This window comes from Calothrix sp. CCY 0018 (assembly GCF_963920925.1).
Classification (GTDB): Bacteria; Cyanobacteriota; Cyanobacteriia; order Cyanobacteriales; family Nostocaceae; genus Rivularia.
The window spans coordinates 1-17,423 of the sequence record NZ_CAWUDI010000040.1 but is presented as its reverse complement, the minus strand read 5'-3'; the positions used below and the strand labels follow the sequence as shown (position 1 = coordinate 17,423).

The window sequence follows — 17,423 nt, the reverse complement described above, 5'->3', positions numbered from 1 at the left end:
GTTAAGATCGCGGCAAGATATCATATCTTGTCGTGTTTCTATGAAGTTACTTACAAAAGTTTCCGCTGGTTTGCTACTCTCATTTAGTTCTATTCTTCTCATGCACGTAACAGTGGAGGCATTATCAACTAAAAATCATCAAGCTACTCAAGAGCAAAAACAAGAAATGGCAGATAGAGCCTTCGCTGGTTTAGCTTTAGGCTTATCCGGTGTAGGTTTGGGTTCGTCGCTGATGTTAAGCTTGAAAAAGCAGCATCAAAGACAGCTAACGAGTCATCTTCAATCTACTTTTTATCGCCTTGTCGAAGAACAAAAAGGAGAAATTTCCTTATTACGCTTTGCCAAAGAAGCCGAAATAACAGGAGAAGAAGCCAAATTATTCTTAGATTCAAAGGCTCAAGAATTCAATGCGACTTTTGACCACAGTCAGAATGGTGGTGTTTATTATCACTTTCATCTGTAGCCAAAGGTATTTATTTTAATACTGTTTTGCTTTAATTAAATTTGTAGAAACGTTGCGTTCGGCGCGTTTCTACATAAAATAATTGATTTTTAGATTATTTTTATATGTAATTAATATTTTTTATTTCTCTGTGAAATAACTTATGAGAATCTAGAATTTTGATATTGAGAAACAACCTCACCCCTTCCCCTCTCCTTACTAAGGAGAGGGATAAATTTAAGAAATGTGAAGTTTTAATATAGACGTAGGATTACGTAAAATTAAGTAGATAAAACGAGATTGTAGATAAAAATTGCTAGTCGATCTACTTCCGCGCCTTGCAGATAGCCATCATTTGATAATTATTTACTGGAATCTTCTATATAAGTGAGGTTAGAATCAATCTTAAAGTTGAAACTTTAAAAATATTATGAAAACTGCTGAAAAGCTAGCTGCTGGTTGGTTAATTACATTAGGGTTTATGCTGACAACAATATCAGCCCAGGCAATGATAAATAAACATCTTCTGTATAAGCAGATACCGCCTGGTACTTATGATAAAAATAATTTTGTCAATCCTTATGCAGTAGCAGAGCTAGATACCACAGCAGTAAACGGGATTATTTTTGGTATACCCAGTTTAGCCCTTGGTGGGTGGTTAGCCTTGGGAATGCGTCGTCGAGGAACAAAAGAAAAAAACGCGATCGCGCAACAAATAGATTTACATTTGCAATCAATGTTTTATCGCATGATAGCTGAAAACCAAGGACGCATCACAGTTTTAGGCTTCGCCATGCAATCCCAGCTACCAGCAGCCACCGCAAGAGAATTCTTAGACGACCAAGCCAAACAATTTAATGCTAACTTCAAAGTAAGTGAAGACGGTGCAGTCTCCTATCACTTCGATATTTAAAAAGGGAATTGGTAATTGGGGATTGGTAATTGGGCATTGGTAATTGGTAACTCCCCCCATCTCCCCCTCTTCCCCCTCTTCCCCTTCTACCCCCTCTCCTCAACATCGATTCAGTAACATGACAAAAATATTCATCAGCCTAGCAGGCTTATTCGGTGGTTTATCCGTAGCTGCTGGGGCTTTCGCTTCTCATGCTTTGAAAGAAAGACTTAGCGATCGCGCACTGCAAATTTTTGAAGTCGGCGCTCGCTATCAGATGTATCATGCTTTAGCGCTGTTACTAGTTGCAATCTTGTTAATTCAAAGCAAATCACCGTCAACAGCCTTAGTTGCAAGTGGATGGTTATTCATTATCGGTACATTTATTTTTTCCGGAAGCTTATACGCCCTAAGCTTAAGCGACATTAAAATCTTAGGAGCCATAACACCCATAGGTGGTGCAGCATTTATCGCTGGTTGGGGTGCATTGGCGATCGCCGCATTCAGTTATCAATGAGCAGTGAACAGTTATCAATGAGCAGTGAGCAGTGTAAATTTATGAACTCCTAACTCCTAACTCCTAATTCCTAACTCCTAACTCCCCATTCCCCATCTCTACATTTCTTCTGCTCTACAATAAATCTTCAACGGTACATTACCGATAATTTAGTTAGACATTTTGTACTATTTCCGCTACAAGTAACTAATTGTGGTAGAGAAGGAAGAAACGATAGTTAGAAGTTAGAAGTTATAAATTAATAATTAGTCACTGTTCACTGTTCACTGTTCACTGATAACTGATTTTATGTGCCGATTACTTGCTTATCTTGGTTCGCCTGTTTGTTTAGAAAGTTTACTGTACAACCACGAACATTCACTGATAACCCAAAGCTATCAGCCCCAGGAAATGATGTCGGGTACTGTAAATGCTGATGGATTTGGTGTGGGTTGGTATCATGCTCAAAAAGATACCGAACCATTTACTTACAGAAGTACGCTACCTATTTGGAATGATGTTAATCTACCTAGTCTCAGCCGTTATGTAGAGTCTGGGTGCGTACTTTCTTATGTTCGTAGCGCGACGCTGGGTCAAGCACTTGATTTAAGTAATTGCCAACCATTCCAAAGGGGGAGTTTATTATTTATCCACAATGGTAAAATCGATAGGTTTCGTCAGACGCTATACAGACCTATACGCAGTCAATTAAGCGATGAAATTTATCAGTGGGTAAATGGAACTACAGATTCGGAACACATTTTTGCTCTCTTGCTTAACGAGTTGCAAAGTAACCCCGGTAAAAGTTTAGAGCAAGCCATGCATATAACTTTGCTGAAGCTCAAAGAGTTAGTGGAACATCATGATACTCATACTTTAGCGAACTTAGTAGTAAGTGATGGTAATCGTCTTGTAGCTTCTCGCTTTAGCACAAAACCTCCATCTGCTTCTCTTTATTGGCTGCAAAACGATCCAACTTTTCCCAACTCCGTAATCATTGCTTCCGAGCCGCTGTTTAAAGGTAATTGGAATTCGTTTCCAGAAAATAGCATTCTCAGTGTGGGAGAAGATTGTGATATTAGAATTGAGCAAATCTAATTTAAAAGAATCTAGAACAAAAGAGAGTATTATTCGTGCTTTCGTTGAATGTCGCGCTAAAACTCTCCTTTTATTTCAAGATATGGATGAAGTGACTTTTCGTTGTCAAGCTCATCCCGATTTTAGTCCTGTAGGCTGGCATTTAGGACATATCGCCTACACTGAATCTTTATGGATATTAGAGCGCACTGCCTCTTTACCTTGTTTGTTTCCGCAATACCGTAAACTGTATGCAGCAGACGGTTTACCTAAAAATCAGCGCGTTAAATTACCTTCTTTAGAAGAAACTCGCTATTACCTTGATATAGTTCGAGACAAAGTTCTGTATTACATGGAAAAAACTAATTCAGAACAGCAAGAACGTTTATGGCGCTTTTTACTGCAACACGAAAGCCAGCACAGCGAAACGATTAGTTTTGTATTGGAGTTGATGAGAAATCAGAAGTCGGATACACAGAAGGAAAATTTTTGGCATCTTTCATACTCTTCTTCTCCCCTACTTAGCAATCCTCTCAACGAAATGATTCAAATTCGGGCCGGAGAATTTGAAATGGGTAGTAATTCATTGGATGCACTTGATAACGAACGTAGTGCCCATAAAGTTTATTTAGATACATATTCAATTGACCGATATCCCATAACCTGCAAGCAATATCGAACATTTATGGAAGCTGGAGGTTACAAAAATCCTCAGTGGTGGTCGAAAGGAGGCTGGCAATGGTTGCAATCAGAACAAGCTACAAAGCCGCTTTATTGGGAAGATAACCCAGCTTGGTACAATAATCCGGTTTGGGGTGTAAGTTGGTACGAAGCAGAAGCTTACGCAAAGTTTGTTGGTAAGCGTTTACCTACAGAAGCAGAATGGGAAAAAGCCGCCAGTTGGGATGAAAAATCAAACTGTCGTCGTATTTATCCTTGGGGAGACAAACAGGCTACATCCGAACATTGCAACCACAATAATATTCACAGTCAAACAACGGCAGTAAACGCTTACCCACTGGGACAAAGCGCTTACGGTTTGTACGATACTTTAGGAAACGTATGGGAATGGACTGCCAGCTGGTTTGATGGCTATCAAGGCTTTCAACATTATCCTTATAAAGGCTTCTCCCAAGTTTATTTCGACAACCAGCATAAGGTTCTCAAAGGTGGAAGTTGGGCAACTCGTCCCTGGGCATTACGCAGTAGCTTTCGTAACTGGTATCATCCCAACGTGCGTCAGATATTCGCCGGATTCCGCTGCGCCGCTTGAGGGGGAGATGGGGAGACAAGGAGAGAGGGGGAAGAGTGGGTAGAGGGGGTAGTGGGGGAAGAATAACTAATTACCAATTACCAATTACCAATTACCAATGCCCTTCGGCCCTTCGGCCCCATTCCCAATTCCTAACTGGTAACTGGTAACTGATTACTGTTCACTGGTAACAATTTGCTGATAATCTAGGTTGGGTTTGAGGTTTGCCGTCAAAAGTTACCTTTCAACCTAAGCCATCGGAGATTCAATGACATTTTCTAAAACCATTAGCGACAGTATTAGTTACTCTAAAAGCGTCGAAAGTAGGTTAAAAGTACAGCATTTGCCTCAATACAAGCCGAAAGCTGCCTCTTCTGCTGGAAGCGATGTGGTTAAAGGGTTGACTCACATACCTAAATATCTTTCCCCACACTACTTGTATGACGATCGTGGTTCTGAGTTGTTTGAAGAAATTTGTGAACTACCAGAATATTACGTTACCAGAACCGAAACTTCGATTTTAAAAGATTGTGCTGAAGAAATTGCCCATATAACCGGCGCTTGCGAATTAATAGAATTAGGTAGTGGTAGTTCAACAAAGACTCGGATCTTATTAGATGCTTACCAAAAGCTCGGTCTTCCCTTACATTATTTACCAATTGATGTCAGTGCCGGTATTTTGGAAGCAACTGCCAGACAACTTTTGGTTGATTATCCTGCGTTAAAAGTTCATGCATTAGCGGGAACTTACGAACAAGCATTGGGAGAATTGGAACGAAGCGAATTACCCACCCGCATGATAGGGTTTATCGGCAGCAGTTTGGGTAATTTAACTCCTGAGCAATGCGAAGATTTTCTTTCTCATATCACTGCTGGTTTACAGTTAGGAGAGTATTTTTTACTAGGGGTAGATTTACAAAAGCCAAAGCATATTTTAGAAGCTGCTTACAATGATTCTGCTGGAGTAACTGCCGATTTTAATCTTAATGTTTTAGACCATTTAAATCGCCGCTTTGAGGGTAACTTTGACCGAACAAAGTTTGAACATTGGACATTTTACAACGAAACAAAACATCAAATAGAAAGTTATTTACGTTCTTTAGAAACTCAAACAGCAGAATTAAGCGCCCTCAACCTCAAACTTAACTTTGAAAAAGGCGAAACTATTCATACCGAAATTTCCCGGAAATTTGATATTAATGGTGTTCAGGAATTACTTAAAACTAAAGGTTTAGTTACACAAAAAGTGTGGACTGATGAGAATGAATGGTTTGCTTTAATACTTTCTAAGCTTACTTAAATAATATGGTGGGCATTTATTTTATGTCCACCTTCTTTCAATTTTAGGAAAGGCAAATTGCGGTATAGATTTTCTTTCCGCAATATTGCTGTTGTGTTACGGCACGTAGAATTTTTATAGCCTAAAATGGGATATTAAAAATGTCATTAATACCCTACAAACTTAAAACTTCTACCTCATGAGCAATAGTTTTAGGTTCAGGAATTAACAATCCATCTTCAAGATTCCTTCTAAATGAAATTCAATAGCTTCTGCAATTAACGTTTTAACTTCTTCTACACTTTTAGCCACTGCAACACATCCAGGTAAATCAGGAACGTAAGCACCATAGCTAGTTTCTGCTTTTTCAATAACCACGACATAACGCATTACTTTTCCTCCAATTCCCTATTACCAATTTCCTCTTACAATTGCCATTGGAAGAAATCAACCACATTACCTAATATTCTATGTTTGATTAAAGAACGCTTTTTCCAATCTGCATAGCTAATCCGCTTGCTTTGTGCAAAACCTTTTTCAAAAGTCTCTTTAATCCCTTTAACTAATTCTGGTTGGGCGCTACAAATATCTAATTCTTCGTTGTGGCAAAAGCTGCGGGGATCGAAATTAGCGCTTCCTGTAGTTGCCCACATATCGTCAATTAACAGCAATTTTGCATGAGTCATGCTGGGCTGAAATTCATAGATTTCTACACCACCTTCAAGTAATTTCCCATAATGCTCGAAGGAAGCATAATAAACGGGCTTTTTATCGCTACGTTTGCTAGTAGTAAGAATGCGAACGTCTACCCCTTTTTGTTTTGCTTCTACTAATAAATTTATTGAGTGTTCGTCTGGTAAAAAATAAGGGCTAGCCAACCAAATTCGCTTTCTCGCACAAATAAAACTGTTGTATTTAAAATTCTGGATTGGTGAAAAACGGATTGTAGGGTTTGCTCCCGGTATTACTATCATTAAATGCTTATTGTCTTTATCGTCAGCAGCCTGAAATTTTTCCCTTGCGAAATTGGCTGTACAATCTTCAAAAGTCCAATGTTGCGAAAATACCCCTGTTAAAATCCGAATAATTTCCCCTTCTAAACGCATCTCCACGTCTAACCAGGGTTGGGTATCATCCTTTTTTTCCTTACCATCCCAAAGATCGGAAATTCCCGCACCACCGACTAAACCAAAGTTGCCATCAATCAACAATAGCTTGCGGTGAGTACGTCCGGCATAATCTAAAGGAGCTTTCCAATTAAAGGAATTGAAAAAAGATACTTTTACCCCTGTTGCTCGCAAACGCTGCCAATACTGCTTAGATATATCTTTTGTACCGTAAGTATCTACGATTAACCGTACTTCTACACCAGATCCGGCTTTTTCGGCAAGCGCGATCGCAAAATCATCTGCTCTCTTGCCAGGAGTCATAAAAAACGTTTCAAAGTCAATTGTATGCTTTGCTTGACCAATCGCATCTAAACGAGCTTGTTGAATGTCACCAGCTTCATTCCAGAAATCAGTAATTACACCGTTGCTAATAAAAGAATTGGTGGTGCTAGCTAAAACAAATGGAAACTCTGGATCGTCTGGTTGCAGCGGATTCTTGACTTTATATTTGATGCGATCGCGAAAGGCTCCACGAAAATAGAAACCGATCAGAATAATCAAGCTGAGTATCAATAATGCAATAAACAGCTTCCACAAAATTGATACAAACATTATTTATATAAAAACTATAAAATCAAGTATTTAAAATATATTTATAATAAATAAGTTCTATAAATACCGTGTTACTATTAAATGCTAGGTAAAATGGTAAATACATCTAGCTATAGAAATAAAAATTTTTAACCAAAAAGCATAAGTTTTTAACTAAAGTTTGTAGTAATGACTTTAGTCCTCAAATGAGAGGGCTAAAGCCCTTACTACGAACCTTTTATCAATACATATATACTAATAAACTACTACCTATGCTATAACGTTAGTAATCAAAATTACCAATCCCTTGTTAAAATCTAAAATTGAAATCATCCAATCGGTTGTTTACCGGGATTAACAGCGTGAATAAACTCACTACCAGATGCAGGAAACCCTCGCTTATAACAAGCTTCTTCCGGTTTTCCCCATCCCAACTGCAAAATGATTTCTAAAAAGTTAGTATTTTCCCATTTACATAAACTAGACCATTGCATTCTTTGGTCTATTCTCTTAATATCTTCTATATTAATTTGTTGATACTGCTTACCGTTACTAACGCTTAAATAAAAGTCCATTCCGACAGTTACTTTGTACCAAAATTCTAAAATTGAATTTTTGGTAGACTCTAATATTTTCAAGTCATTTTGTAGCGCAATCAACTGTCCATCGACTTCCGGATAACGTAAACTTTCGCCTTTTACGTCGATCTCTCGCCACACAATACCAGAAATTTGATGCTCTCTTTGATATTCGTGAATGGCAGATTTAAAATCTTGATAAGCAGTAAACTTTTGTAAGCCTTCGGTTTTGATAAACTGGTCGATTACAGGATTACCAGATACTTTCACCTCTAATTTCAAACGTTTTCCCGTCAGACAAGCTTGGCGCTCGTCAGTTAAAATTTGAATCAATTCCTCGGTAGTGTAAACTTCTGACATCAGAATACACTCTAATAATTATGTTTATTCGTTAGCAGTAATTTATAAATGCTTTACCGCTATCCTTTAGATATTATCGCTTCATTTCAAAGATTGCAGTATTAGATATCACTAAAAACTAAGTGCCGAACAAACTTTTCGGCACTTTTAGTTATTCAGATAACTCACTACTGAATTCATTAAAGGAACGGCGCTTTAATTCTACCGACTCAGAACGCGGTAACAAATCAAACACTTCCCGGAATTTGTCATCTATTTCCTCAAAAGGAACTTGTCCTTTTTTGTTTAAAATCACATCTCCGGCTTGATTAAATACTACTACTTGAGGAACACCACCGGAATAGTAATAATTTGGTTCTGTAGGAGAATCCTTTGCTTCGAGTGAAATTCTATCTACATCTACGGCGATAATTTCTGCTACGCTACCGTAAGATGACTGGATGCGGGAAATAACTACAGCATACTGCTTGCAATCGCGACTGTCATCCACATAGAAGGCTAGCATTGTGGGTTTATGTTCTGCCAGAGCTTGGGCTAAAGTCGCGTGTGCGGGAACCATCGAGCCGTTGCCAGCATAAACCATAAAAATATTGCCTTCATAACTATCGTCATTGATAGCCGCTGATGCCGGTTGCATACTCGTAAGTAATATGCAACTAACTAGCATTAATAAAGACAAACAACGCTGCCAACCATAAGAGAAAATATGTAAAATATGCAATTTTAATTTATTCATCCCGAGCAACCTTTTAACCTAGATATTGTTTTAAGTTTATGCTGAATTCAGCTTCGACATATGGATATATAAATATTCTGAACGCAGAACGTGCAAAAGAGCAAAGGGTAATTGAGAATTGGTAATTGGTAATTGGGCATTGAAAATAGTTAGGAGTTAAGAGTTAAGAATTTTAAGATTAGGAATAAAGAAGTTACAAAATTTCTACCCCCTCTTCCCCCTCTTCCCCCTCTCCGCCCAATTCCCAATTTGTTACCTCAAAGCTGGCTTTTTCTCCGGGGATTCGCTAAACTCACGCTATTAAATTTAAAACTTATATCTTTTAGTGGTACATTTGTGGGAATTCAATTTATAGATAAACTACGGCTTGGTTTGGCTGTCTCGGTTGCAAAAAGCGTGACTTTTGGAGTCCGTACTTTAGGTTTGGGTGCTGCTTCTGTTTTACCTGGTTCGATCGCACGACGTATTGAACCCAAGCTTTTACAATCTTTGAGTCAGCAAGTTAAAAAAGGTATTATTTTAATTGCTGGTACTAATGGTAAAACTACCACATCTTTGCTGTTACGCACGATGTTGGAGGAACAAGGTTATCGTGTAGCTCTTAATTCTACTGGCGCTAATTTGGAAAATGGGCTGGTAACGGCTTTGATGGAAAGTGCCAATTTGGTTGGTAATCTAAATGTAGATTACGCCATTTTGGAAGTTGATGAAAATATTGTTGCGAAGGTACTGCAACCGATTCAACCAACAATTATTCTTTGTTTAAATCTATTTCGCGATCAACTCGATCGATACGGTGAAGTAGATTCTATTAGCAAGCGGTGGACAAAAGCAATTTCTACTCTCGCACCAGATACGGTAGTTATTCCTAATGCTGACGATCCGACTTTATCTTATCTCGGTCAAGAATTATCTCAAAAAGTCGTATTCTTTGGTTTAACCGAGCCAGAAAAGTATTTAGAAGCAATTCCCCATGCAGTTGATTCGATTTATTGTCCTAGATGCGGGCATTCTTTGGACTACAAAGGAGTTTATCTATCGCATTTAGGAGATTACACTTGTCCTCAGTGCGGTTTTGCCAAAAGCGAACCCGATTTAAACAGTCGCGAATGGGAACAAGTTCTGGTAGGACTTTACAATAAATATAATACCTTAGCTGCTGCCACCGCTGCCAAAGAATTAGGAATTGATGAAACCAACATCCGTAAAGCAATTCCGAAATTTAAACCAGCTTTTGGACGTGCGGAAGAATTAATTATAGATGGTAAAAAAGTACGTATTTTGCTATCGAAAAACCCCGTTGGTACCAATGAAACGATTCGCGTAGTCACCGAAAGCAATAACAAAACAACTTTGTTAGTTTTAAACGATCGCGTACAGGATGGCGAAGATGTATCCTGGATTTGGGATGTTGACACCGAACAATTGGTACAGCGCGGAGGTACTTTGATTGTAAGTGGCGATCGCGTTTACGATATGGCTTTACGTCTGCGCTACAGCCAAGAGTCCACTAATAACAATTTGAATTTGATTGTCGAAGAAAATTTGCAACAAGCAATTACAATCGCCTTAGAAAATACCCCCGAACACGAAACCTTACATATCTTACCTACATACACAGCCATGTTAGACGTGCGAGAAGCATTAACTGGTAAGAAGATTCGGTAATTAATAGGTCAAAGGTCAAAGGTTAAAGGTTAAAGGTGAGGAATTAAGAGTTAGGAGTTAGGAGTTAGGAATTTTATTTCTACCCCCTCTTCCCCCTCTTCCCCCTCTTCCCTCTCTTCCCTAATTATTTAAGTATTACAAACTAAAAATTATTATGAGTAACAGTAACCAAAAATTTGAATTAACTATAGGTTGGCTTTACCCAACGTTGATGAGTACTTATGGAGACAGAGGTAATGTTATCGTTATCGAACGTCGCACTCAGTGGCGGGGATATGACGTTAAAGTTGTGCCTTTAGACCAAAATTCTACCGCAGATGATATTAGATCTGTAGATGTCATTGTTGGTGGTGGGGCACAAGATAGACAGCAGGAAATCGTCATGCGCGATTTGCAAGGTGCGAAGGCTGACGCAATGCGCGAAAAGCTTGATAATGGTACTCCTGGAGTATTTACCTGCGGTTCCCCACAACTGTTGGGACATTATTACGAACCTGGTTTGGGACAAAGAATTGAAGGTTTGGGAATCTTAGATTTAGTCTCCGTGCATCCCGGTGAAAATACCCGCCGCTGTATTGGTAATTTAGTCATAGAAGTTACCGCTTCTAAATTGGCGAAAGATTTAAAAGAAATGTTGGGTGGAGCTACACCTTATTTAATTGGCTTTGAAAATCACGGCGGACGTACTAAGTTAGGAAAAGTCGAAGCTTTAGGTAAAGTGGTTTACGGCTTAGGAAATAACGGCGAAGATGGAACCGAGGGAGCGTTTTACCAGAATGCGATCGCAACTTATTCCCACGGGCCATTATTACCGAAAAATCCGGTTGTTGCCGACTGGTTGATTCAAACTGCATTACGAAACAAATATCAAGAACCCGTTTCTTTAACACCCTTGGATGATACTTTGGCGATACAAGGGCGTGAAGCTATGTTGAAGCGGTTAAATGTGGATATTGCTGCGGGTGAAGTTGCGAAGGTTTAACTCCAAAGCGAAAATAATCCTGCGAAACACTAACACCCATCCTACGTCTGTTAAAACAGAATAGTCCTCACAACACACACAATATAAATGCTACCTAAATGGTTCTTGCAGCACTGGCGGTTATTATTTGGAGTGCTGCTTTTGAGTGCGGCTGTAACGACTTTAGCACTCAATTTATATGTAAAAAATCTTACTAGCAGTCGCCGTTACAATAACCCAAATCAAATTCCTCCCCAGCGTGTTGCGATTGTCTTAGGTGCGGGAATTTATAATGATCGCCCCTCCCCGATGTTGGCAGATCGAATATCAGCAGGTGTAGAACTTTACAAACTCGGAAAAGTTAAAAAGCTGTTAATGAGTGGTGATAACAGCAGTGAAGATTACGATGAAGTAACTGTAATGCAGCGTTATGCGATAAAAATGGGGGTTCCAAAAAAAGATATTACTTTAGATCATGCCGGTTTCAAAACCTATGAAAGCTGTTATCGCGCTAAAGAAATTTTTGGAGTCAAACAAGCAGTTATAGTTACCCAAAATTTTCATTTACCCCGTGCGGTTTATCTTTGTAATCAATTAGGTGTAGATGCTGTAGGATTAGGTTCTCCAGATTGGGGAAGCTATCGAAAAGATACTGTAATGCGTTATACCTTCAGAGAATATCTTTCTACTATTAAAGCACTGTGGCAAGTTCATATAACTCGCCCCCAACCAACTTATTTAGGTCCTTTTGAAGGGATTAAATAATTTTAAGAAAAGGGAACAGGGAACAGGGAGCAGTATGAAAATAATAATACTTTTAAAATAATTTAATAGATAAATCATTTAATTAGATTGAATGACTCTTGTTGGGGAATGTTTCTAACCATGCTCAAGTATAAAGCGGAGAAATTTGGACACACTTATCAACAAATAGGTAGGTTCTTCCCCTCTTCTCAACTTTGTAGCGAGACTCTACTACCAATCCCAATGCTGCAACATGGTTATGATTCATTGGCTGTAAGGTTTGTAGATTGTCCTCATTGCCAGAAACAGCATGATAGAGATATTAATGCTGCAATCAATATTAAAAATGAAGGTTTGCGACTTTTGGAGTTAGGAACTAGCTCTTCTGCCCTTGGAGGGGATGTAAGACCAAAATCTTCGGGACGTAAAAAATCTACTTATGTTGAGGCAATCCCCATTGAATTGGGAAGCCTACACGCTCTCCGTCAGGTCAGTGTAGGTAGTTCACCCCGTCGTCTTTAGATGATTTAAAACTATCGATTTTAACTCAAAGATTACTTTGAATCCTCCCTTCCCTCAACACTATATTGAAGAACCTTAAATGATAAGGGTATTGCGGCTTGTCGGATTTAGATTAAACAGGAAATAGGGTACGAAAAACAGTGGGAAGAGATCGAATTAATAATTTATTCAACCTGCAACACAATAAGGCGAAATAAAATATAAATCCCATAAATAACATCCACCTTTTCTTCCACTGAATTCTACTTGCCAAACACCCATATCAGTTCTAAAATCTATCAAAGCGTCACCGGCTTTTTTCTGTTTGCGTAAATAATCGCCAATAGCATGTTTTGTCTGGGATTGATCTAGAAAGGGAGTTAGTCTTTCCGCAATTTCTCTTGTTAAGCATCCCGAATCTATTTGCACGCGACAACGGAAAACAAAGGGTTTACTTTGCTTTTGGGACGTGTTCTTTTTTCTAGGCATACGTTTAACAGTGAACAATTTTTATCCGTAGAGTGTCTATCGGCAAGCATTATTTTCTTAAAGGATGCTACCGATGGGTTAAGTAGGTTGGCGTTGAAAATTGTAATGCCGGACAAGGCAGTAGGCAATGGGCAGCTTTGCTGTAGGGGTAAGGGTTTAAAGCTAATTTACATTCTGTTACATAGTTTTGTTTATTTCTGCCGACTTACTTATCAGTTTTGAATATGAAAGATAACTCTTAATTAGCTATTGGTAGATACGTTTGAAACCTGTAAACGGACGTTAATACCGCTTTAATAACCATTCACTCTATTATCAGTGTTATTGATTCAAAATATCCAGTACAAAATAAGACATTTACAATCGAGTTGATAGTTTTATAATTAATTGCTAAATTTTTAAATTTATTATTTGTTATTTAGCTTTCTTTTAATGTCAATAAATGTAGGAAATAGGGAATAGGGAACGGGGAACAGGGAACGGTGAAAATCATATTTAGCCTATTGAAAATAGTGCAATTTAGTTCAAAACAAATTTTTATCTGATTTATATGCCTGATAATTTATAAAAAACCCGGCTTATCGGATAAGCCGGGTTTCTCAAAAATGTAAATTTTGATAACTCTAAACGTAATTGTTTAGTTGAAGTAGATTCTCATCCGAATTGATTTTAATAAATTAATTATTGTACGCAATAAATTATATATATTCGGATAAGAATTGACAGGTTAAAAACAAAGTTTAAAAAATTTTATTTCCAAATTTGTACGGCTGACTACCTTTGTCTTTAACTTCCCGAATCGAGTTTAAGTAAAGATTGCCAATCTCCAATCGCTTTTTCCGTCCACAACCAATTTTGAGCTAAGCTATTTCTTTGAAAACTTTTTGCATCATCTTTCATCACCTTGCGATGAAATTTAACTGCTTCACTTATATATTTAACTTTTTTATCAGAAGATAGATTCTGAGAAGATTGGTATAAACCTAAAGCAAGTCCAGCATAAGCAGTTAAAGCTTCTTTATCAACTACTTGAGAAACTGACATTAAATTGTTGGAATTAGATACGTTTTGCGCGGCATTCTTTTTGGAAGATAAGTCTAAAGCTTGTAACCAAGAATCATTAGCGCGATCTATTTCACCTTCTGCATAATAAGCGAAGCCTAAAGCATTTTTGTACAAAAATGAATCTGGGTCATTTTGAGTAGCAACTTCCCAGTAACGACGAGCATCATCAATACTGTATTTAGTATCACCTTTTTGAATAAATTGCCAAGCCAAACGCCCTTTAACAAAGTTTACATATGGATTATTAATTTGTTCTTTATCAACATTTTCTAATGCGGTTTCAGCATTACTTAATGCACCACGGTTAAGCAATTCTTCTACAGCTTTAAGTCCTTGCTTAATTTTACCTTGTGTTAATTGCCCGCTAGCTTGTGCAGTCAAAGCTTCAGTTGGGACAGATTCAATAGACGAGGATTGTTTCTGAACAATTTGTTGAGGAGTTGAAGGATTCTGCTGAGTGCGCCAATAATCTATACCTCCAACAAATGCGATCGCGCTTATTCCCAACACACCAAGAAGTGCTAAACGCTGGTTTTGTTTTTGCTTTTTAGCTGCGGCTTTTGCGGATTTAGTGGTAACTTGACTCGATTGCCGCGAATAGGATGTAAAGCTTTCTTGAGAAGGGCTTTCGTTCGTGACTACGCTTTCTTGGGAATTAATTGGTAATGGGTATTCGCTTTCGTCCCATATCAAAGTATCCTCAGACTGATAATTTATATCTGGGGATAATTGTTTTTGTTCGTAATCATCTTCAAGCTGCCCGACTAGCTCAGCATGCATCGGAGCCTCTGTTAAAGACTTTTCGTCATCTATCTGACGGAATATATCGGAAACAATTGCAGAATCTTCTGGATAGCTTGCGTCATCGTATTCGATTTCATCAACAAGATCCCCCCACATATCTTCACCTAGCAAATCTGAGTCTGAAGAATGTTCTGTTTCATAAGCACTGACTGCTCCTCCCATTGGAAGCATATCGGAATTTGACGGGGATGTACTTGTGTAAAGTGGTGATATTGCGTTGCTGCTGGGGTCGTAATCGTTAAATAATTCTCCGCTTTGAGGTAAGTAAATTTCTGGGTCTAAATAACCATCAAATTCTGGCTGAAGATATAAAATTGGTAGCGCCCAATACAGTTGATGGGAACCATAAGTAGAAATTAATCCCTGGCGCATCCGACTCACGGACAAATCTACAGCATATCCCTGAGATAAATTGCGGTAAAATAACTGCGTTAATGTCAGCGCTACTTCGTCAGGAATGCGTTCTGACATCGCCAAAACGCTTTTAATGCCTCGCTTAACTAAAGTTTCAGTTAAATTGCGCTGTCCCGTATCTAAATTACTATCTGAAGTCGCGGCGTAGGTTCCCAAACAAGAGTTAAACACTGCCATTTGGATATTATTATTGACCAGCAACCCAGCCAAATCATCACCGTAAAGAGTTTCCGTTAAACCCGTTCTAGCGCTGACTAAATAAATCTCGCCGCCGTTTGCACCGAAGTTACTATGACCGGAGTAGTGCAGTACGTGGTAGTTTCCTTGTTCTAAAGCTTGGGTTAACTCTTCTCTTCCAGGTTGTTCGAGTACCGATAGTTCAATCTCTGGAAGGTGATCCCCGCCTTGGATTTTACGTTCGAGTTCGGCTTGCAGCCTGATTGCTTCTTGTTTTAATAGGTTCAAACGCACTTGATCTGCGGGTGAAGCAATTACCATTAAGACTTTGATACCACTTTCGTTTGATAATTGTGGTATGTTTCTTACGGGCATACGAGATGTTCCGCTCATTCCGCTTTGATAGCGAGAAAAAGCGATATAAGGACCAGTCGCGATGGGGCGATCGCCTTGGTGCATTACTTCCCAAGGAAGACGAGCTAGCTTGGTGTCTTTTAAGCCCAAACGTAGACGCAACACCTGTTGATGATTTTGGGCAATACCTTGTGCCGTAATCCAACTGTCCCTTAAAGTACCTTGAAACAGGGCATTATAAAGTTGTTGACCCAGTGCCACCAAGTTGACTGAGTTTCTTGCACTTGTCTCTTCAAGACAGGCAGAGAGCGCCATCGCATCACCCTGCAATACTGACTGCAATGGGTCGTTCATTAAACTCCCAGCAGCCGCTAACCAATCAGCCACCGGCCACCTTACCAGTTCTTCTGCTAAGGGTACCCCAGGGGCGACTTGTTCCGTCCGCACCAAGTAGTCGTTTTGCCCTACTGGGGTTACGGAAATGTGAAATTCCTGGGTCACAACTTCTCCTGTTTACCTAACTTATCTGGTTGGAAAGGCTTTTGTTTCAAGTTTATGTTTCGCTCTTCCTGATACATTAGATGCATCTACCTGCTTTCATGTTTCTGAAAATAAAGTGGTTTTTTGGTTTCTCTACTTTTACGATTTTATCCGGATTCAATTAAATATGCCTAGAACTAACGCCCGTTATATATGCGCTTCGTACTTTAATTCTTCAGTAAAACTAATATTTCCCTTTTATTTTTGGTTGTTAACCCTTCGCTATTAGTTAAACACCAAGAAATAACAAGAAAAATGTTCGGGCATATACAAAACGCCTCGATACAAGTTGCTCGGTATACAACTTTGATCGGCATTTTGATGATTTTATCCGGAAGATACTGGTTAACTTTAGAACATTTAGCTGGTAGATGCACCCTGATAACTCACTCCCTTAGTTGACTGCCTTCCACTAGGGGTTTTTATGGTTTTCAAGATCGCAAGTACTAATGTTTCTATTTTACTTGCTAGATATTAGTTAATTTTAAAACATATAATTGGTATATGCACTCAGATCGCTTACCCGTTTCACCTATGTGCGATCTGGTTTTTTATATTTAATATCGGTACTCAAAAATTTTTATACATTTTATCCGGAAATCCTCTGTTATCTAAAGTACATAGAATTGGTAGATGCACCCTGATAACTAACTCCCCCGGCAAGCCTACAAGCTAGCTGGGGGTTTTTATATTCAATTATAATTTAGTTCGGCGGTTGATTGTCACGTGTAATACATAGATTTTGTAAGTATACACTAACTATTGTCTACCCCGCTAAGCTTACAAACACGGTATTTGTCGTATTTAACTATAGTTTTATCCGGAAAGTCCCCTTTCTATAAAGTACATAGAATTGGTAGATGCACCCTGATAACTGTCTCCCCCGGTAAGCCT

15 protein-coding genes and 1 pseudogene are annotated in these 17,423 nt (G+C 38.7%); 10 read left to right on the top strand and 6 right to left on the bottom strand.

From position 1 onward, the window contains the following. Positions 1-40 precede the first annotated feature (40 nt). The 6 genes from ACM03V_RS25170 (at position 41) to egtD (ending at position 5,459) form a co-directional block, all read left to right on the top strand. Positions 41-463 (top strand): hypothetical protein, encoded by a 423-nt coding sequence (locus ACM03V_RS25170; RefSeq protein WP_414623539.1) that lies wholly within the window; start codon positions 41-43, stop codon positions 461-463. Between the two features lie 409 nt (positions 464-872). Then, complete coding sequence (locus ACM03V_RS25165; RefSeq protein WP_414623538.1) at positions 873-1,355, top strand: hypothetical protein; 483 nt, start codon at positions 873-875, stop codon at positions 1,353-1,355. 118 nt (positions 1,356-1,473) lie between these two features. Next, complete coding sequence (locus ACM03V_RS25160; protein ID WP_414623537.1) at positions 1,474-1,851, top strand: DUF423 domain-containing protein; 378 nt, start codon at positions 1,474-1,476, stop codon at positions 1,849-1,851. A gap of 288 nt (positions 1,852-2,139) precedes the next feature. After that, a complete protein-coding gene (gene egtC, locus ACM03V_RS25155) occupies positions 2,140-2,928 on the top strand; it encodes an ergothioneine biosynthesis protein EgtC (protein ID WP_414623536.1) in 789 nt (262 codons plus the stop codon). Next, complete coding sequence (locus tag ACM03V_RS25150; RefSeq protein WP_414623535.1) at positions 2,903-4,180, top strand: ergothioneine biosynthesis protein EgtB; 1,278 nt, start codon at positions 2,903-2,905, stop codon at positions 4,178-4,180. Before egtC ends, ACM03V_RS25150 begins: the two co-directional genes overlap by 26 nt. Before the next feature lie 247 nt (positions 4,181-4,427). Continuing rightward, positions 4,428-5,459: an L-histidine N(alpha)-methyltransferase gene (gene egtD, locus ACM03V_RS25145; RefSeq protein WP_414623534.1), complete on the top strand. Its 1,032-nt coding sequence runs from the start codon at positions 4,428-4,430 to the stop codon at positions 5,457-5,459. A 204-nt stretch (positions 5,460-5,663) separates the two neighbouring features. On the opposite strand, the gene ACM03V_RS25140 is transcribed toward egtD, so the two are convergent. The 4 genes from ACM03V_RS25140 to ACM03V_RS25125 all read right to left on the bottom strand — a co-directional run bounded on the left by ACM03V_RS25140 (position 5,664) and on the right by ACM03V_RS25125 (position 8,812). Further along, positions 5,664-5,828, bottom strand: a complete 165-nt coding sequence (locus tag ACM03V_RS25140; RefSeq protein WP_414623533.1) for a type II toxin-antitoxin system HicB family antitoxin — start codon at positions 5,826-5,828, stop codon at positions 5,664-5,666. Positions 5,829-5,863: 35 nt separating this feature from the next. Beyond that, positions 5,864-7,159 (bottom strand): phospholipase D-like domain-containing protein, encoded by a 1,296-nt coding sequence (locus ACM03V_RS25135; RefSeq protein ID WP_414623532.1) that lies wholly within the window; start codon positions 7,157-7,159, stop codon positions 5,864-5,866. A gap of 308 nt (positions 7,160-7,467) precedes the next feature. After that, positions 7,468-8,076: a hypothetical protein gene (locus ACM03V_RS25130; protein WP_414623531.1), complete on the bottom strand. Its 609-nt coding sequence runs from the start codon at positions 8,074-8,076 to the stop codon at positions 7,468-7,470. Between the two features lie 151 nt (positions 8,077-8,227). Next, positions 8,228-8,812, bottom strand: a complete 585-nt coding sequence (locus ACM03V_RS25125; RefSeq protein WP_414623530.1) for a thylakoid membrane photosystem I accumulation factor — start codon at positions 8,810-8,812, stop codon at positions 8,228-8,230. Between the two features lie 336 nt (positions 8,813-9,148). Here ACM03V_RS25125 and ACM03V_RS25120 point away from each other — a divergent pair, with 336 nt between their 5' ends. From ACM03V_RS25120 to ACM03V_RS25105, 4 genes and pseudogenes are all read left to right on the top strand, one after another. After that, positions 9,149-10,480 (top strand): MurT ligase domain-containing protein, encoded by a 1,332-nt coding sequence (locus tag ACM03V_RS25120; RefSeq protein ID WP_414623529.1) that lies wholly within the window; start codon positions 9,149-9,151, stop codon positions 10,478-10,480. A 154-nt stretch (positions 10,481-10,634) separates the two neighbouring features. Next, entirely contained in the window at positions 10,635-11,462 is an 828-nt protein-coding gene (locus ACM03V_RS25115; protein ID WP_414623528.1) for a type 1 glutamine amidotransferase, read from the top strand. A gap of 87 nt (positions 11,463-11,549) precedes the next feature. Further along, positions 11,550-12,206, top strand: a complete 657-nt coding sequence (locus ACM03V_RS25110) for a vancomycin high temperature exclusion protein (RefSeq protein ID WP_414623527.1) — start codon at positions 11,550-11,552, stop codon at positions 12,204-12,206. 87 nt (positions 12,207-12,293) lie between these two features. After that, positions 12,294-12,707: pseudogene (locus ACM03V_RS25105) on the top strand (zinc ribbon domain-containing protein); the annotation flags it as partial. Positions 12,708-12,875: 168 nt separating this feature from the next. On the opposite strand, the gene ACM03V_RS25100 reads toward ACM03V_RS25105, so the two are convergent. Next, complete coding sequence (locus tag ACM03V_RS25100) at positions 12,876-13,175, bottom strand: hypothetical protein (RefSeq protein ID WP_414623526.1); 300 nt, start codon at positions 13,173-13,175, stop codon at positions 12,876-12,878. A 786-nt stretch (positions 13,176-13,961) separates the two neighbouring features. Further along, positions 13,962-16,490, bottom strand: coding sequence for a cell division protein HetF (gene hetF / locus ACM03V_RS25095; RefSeq protein WP_414623525.1), 2,529 nt, complete (start codon positions 16,488-16,490; stop codon positions 13,962-13,964). Positions 16,491-17,423 lie beyond the last annotated feature (933 nt).

Coding starts and splice junctions, on each gene's coding strand:
- egtC (WP_414623536.1), top strand. CDS start 2,140: ATGTGCCGATTACTTGCTTATCTTGGTTCGCCTGTTTGTTTAGAAAGT.
- egtD (WP_414623534.1), top strand. CDS start 4,428: ATGACATTTTCTAAAACCATTAGCGACAGTATTAGTTACTCTAAAAGC.
- ACM03V_RS25165 (WP_414623538.1), top strand. CDS start 873: ATGAAAACTGCTGAAAAGCTAGCTGCTGGTTGGTTAATTACATTAGGG.
- ACM03V_RS25140 (WP_414623533.1), bottom strand. CDS start 5,828: ATGCGTTATGTCGTGGTTATTGAAAAAGCAGAAACTAGCTATGGTGCT.
- ACM03V_RS25110 (WP_414623527.1), top strand. CDS start 11,550: ATGCTACCTAAATGGTTCTTGCAGCACTGGCGGTTATTATTTGGAGTG.
- ACM03V_RS25135 (WP_414623532.1), bottom strand. CDS start 7,159: ATGTTTGTATCAATTTTGTGGAAGCTGTTTATTGCATTATTGATACTC.
- ACM03V_RS25125 (WP_414623530.1), bottom strand. CDS start 8,812: ATGAATAAATTAAAATTGCATATTTTACATATTTTCTCTTATGGTTGG.
- ACM03V_RS25160 (WP_414623537.1), top strand. CDS start 1,474: ATGACAAAAATATTCATCAGCCTAGCAGGCTTATTCGGTGGTTTATCC.
- ACM03V_RS25115 (WP_414623528.1), top strand. CDS start 10,635: ATGAGTAACAGTAACCAAAAATTTGAATTAACTATAGGTTGGCTTTAC.
- ACM03V_RS25100 (WP_414623526.1), bottom strand. CDS start 13,175: ATGCCTAGAAAAAAGAACACGTCCCAAAAGCAAAGTAAACCCTTTGTT.
- ACM03V_RS25170 (WP_414623539.1), top strand. CDS start 41: ATGAAGTTACTTACAAAAGTTTCCGCTGGTTTGCTACTCTCATTTAGT.
- ACM03V_RS25130 (WP_414623531.1), bottom strand. CDS start 8,076: ATGTCAGAAGTTTACACTACCGAGGAATTGATTCAAATTTTAACTGAC.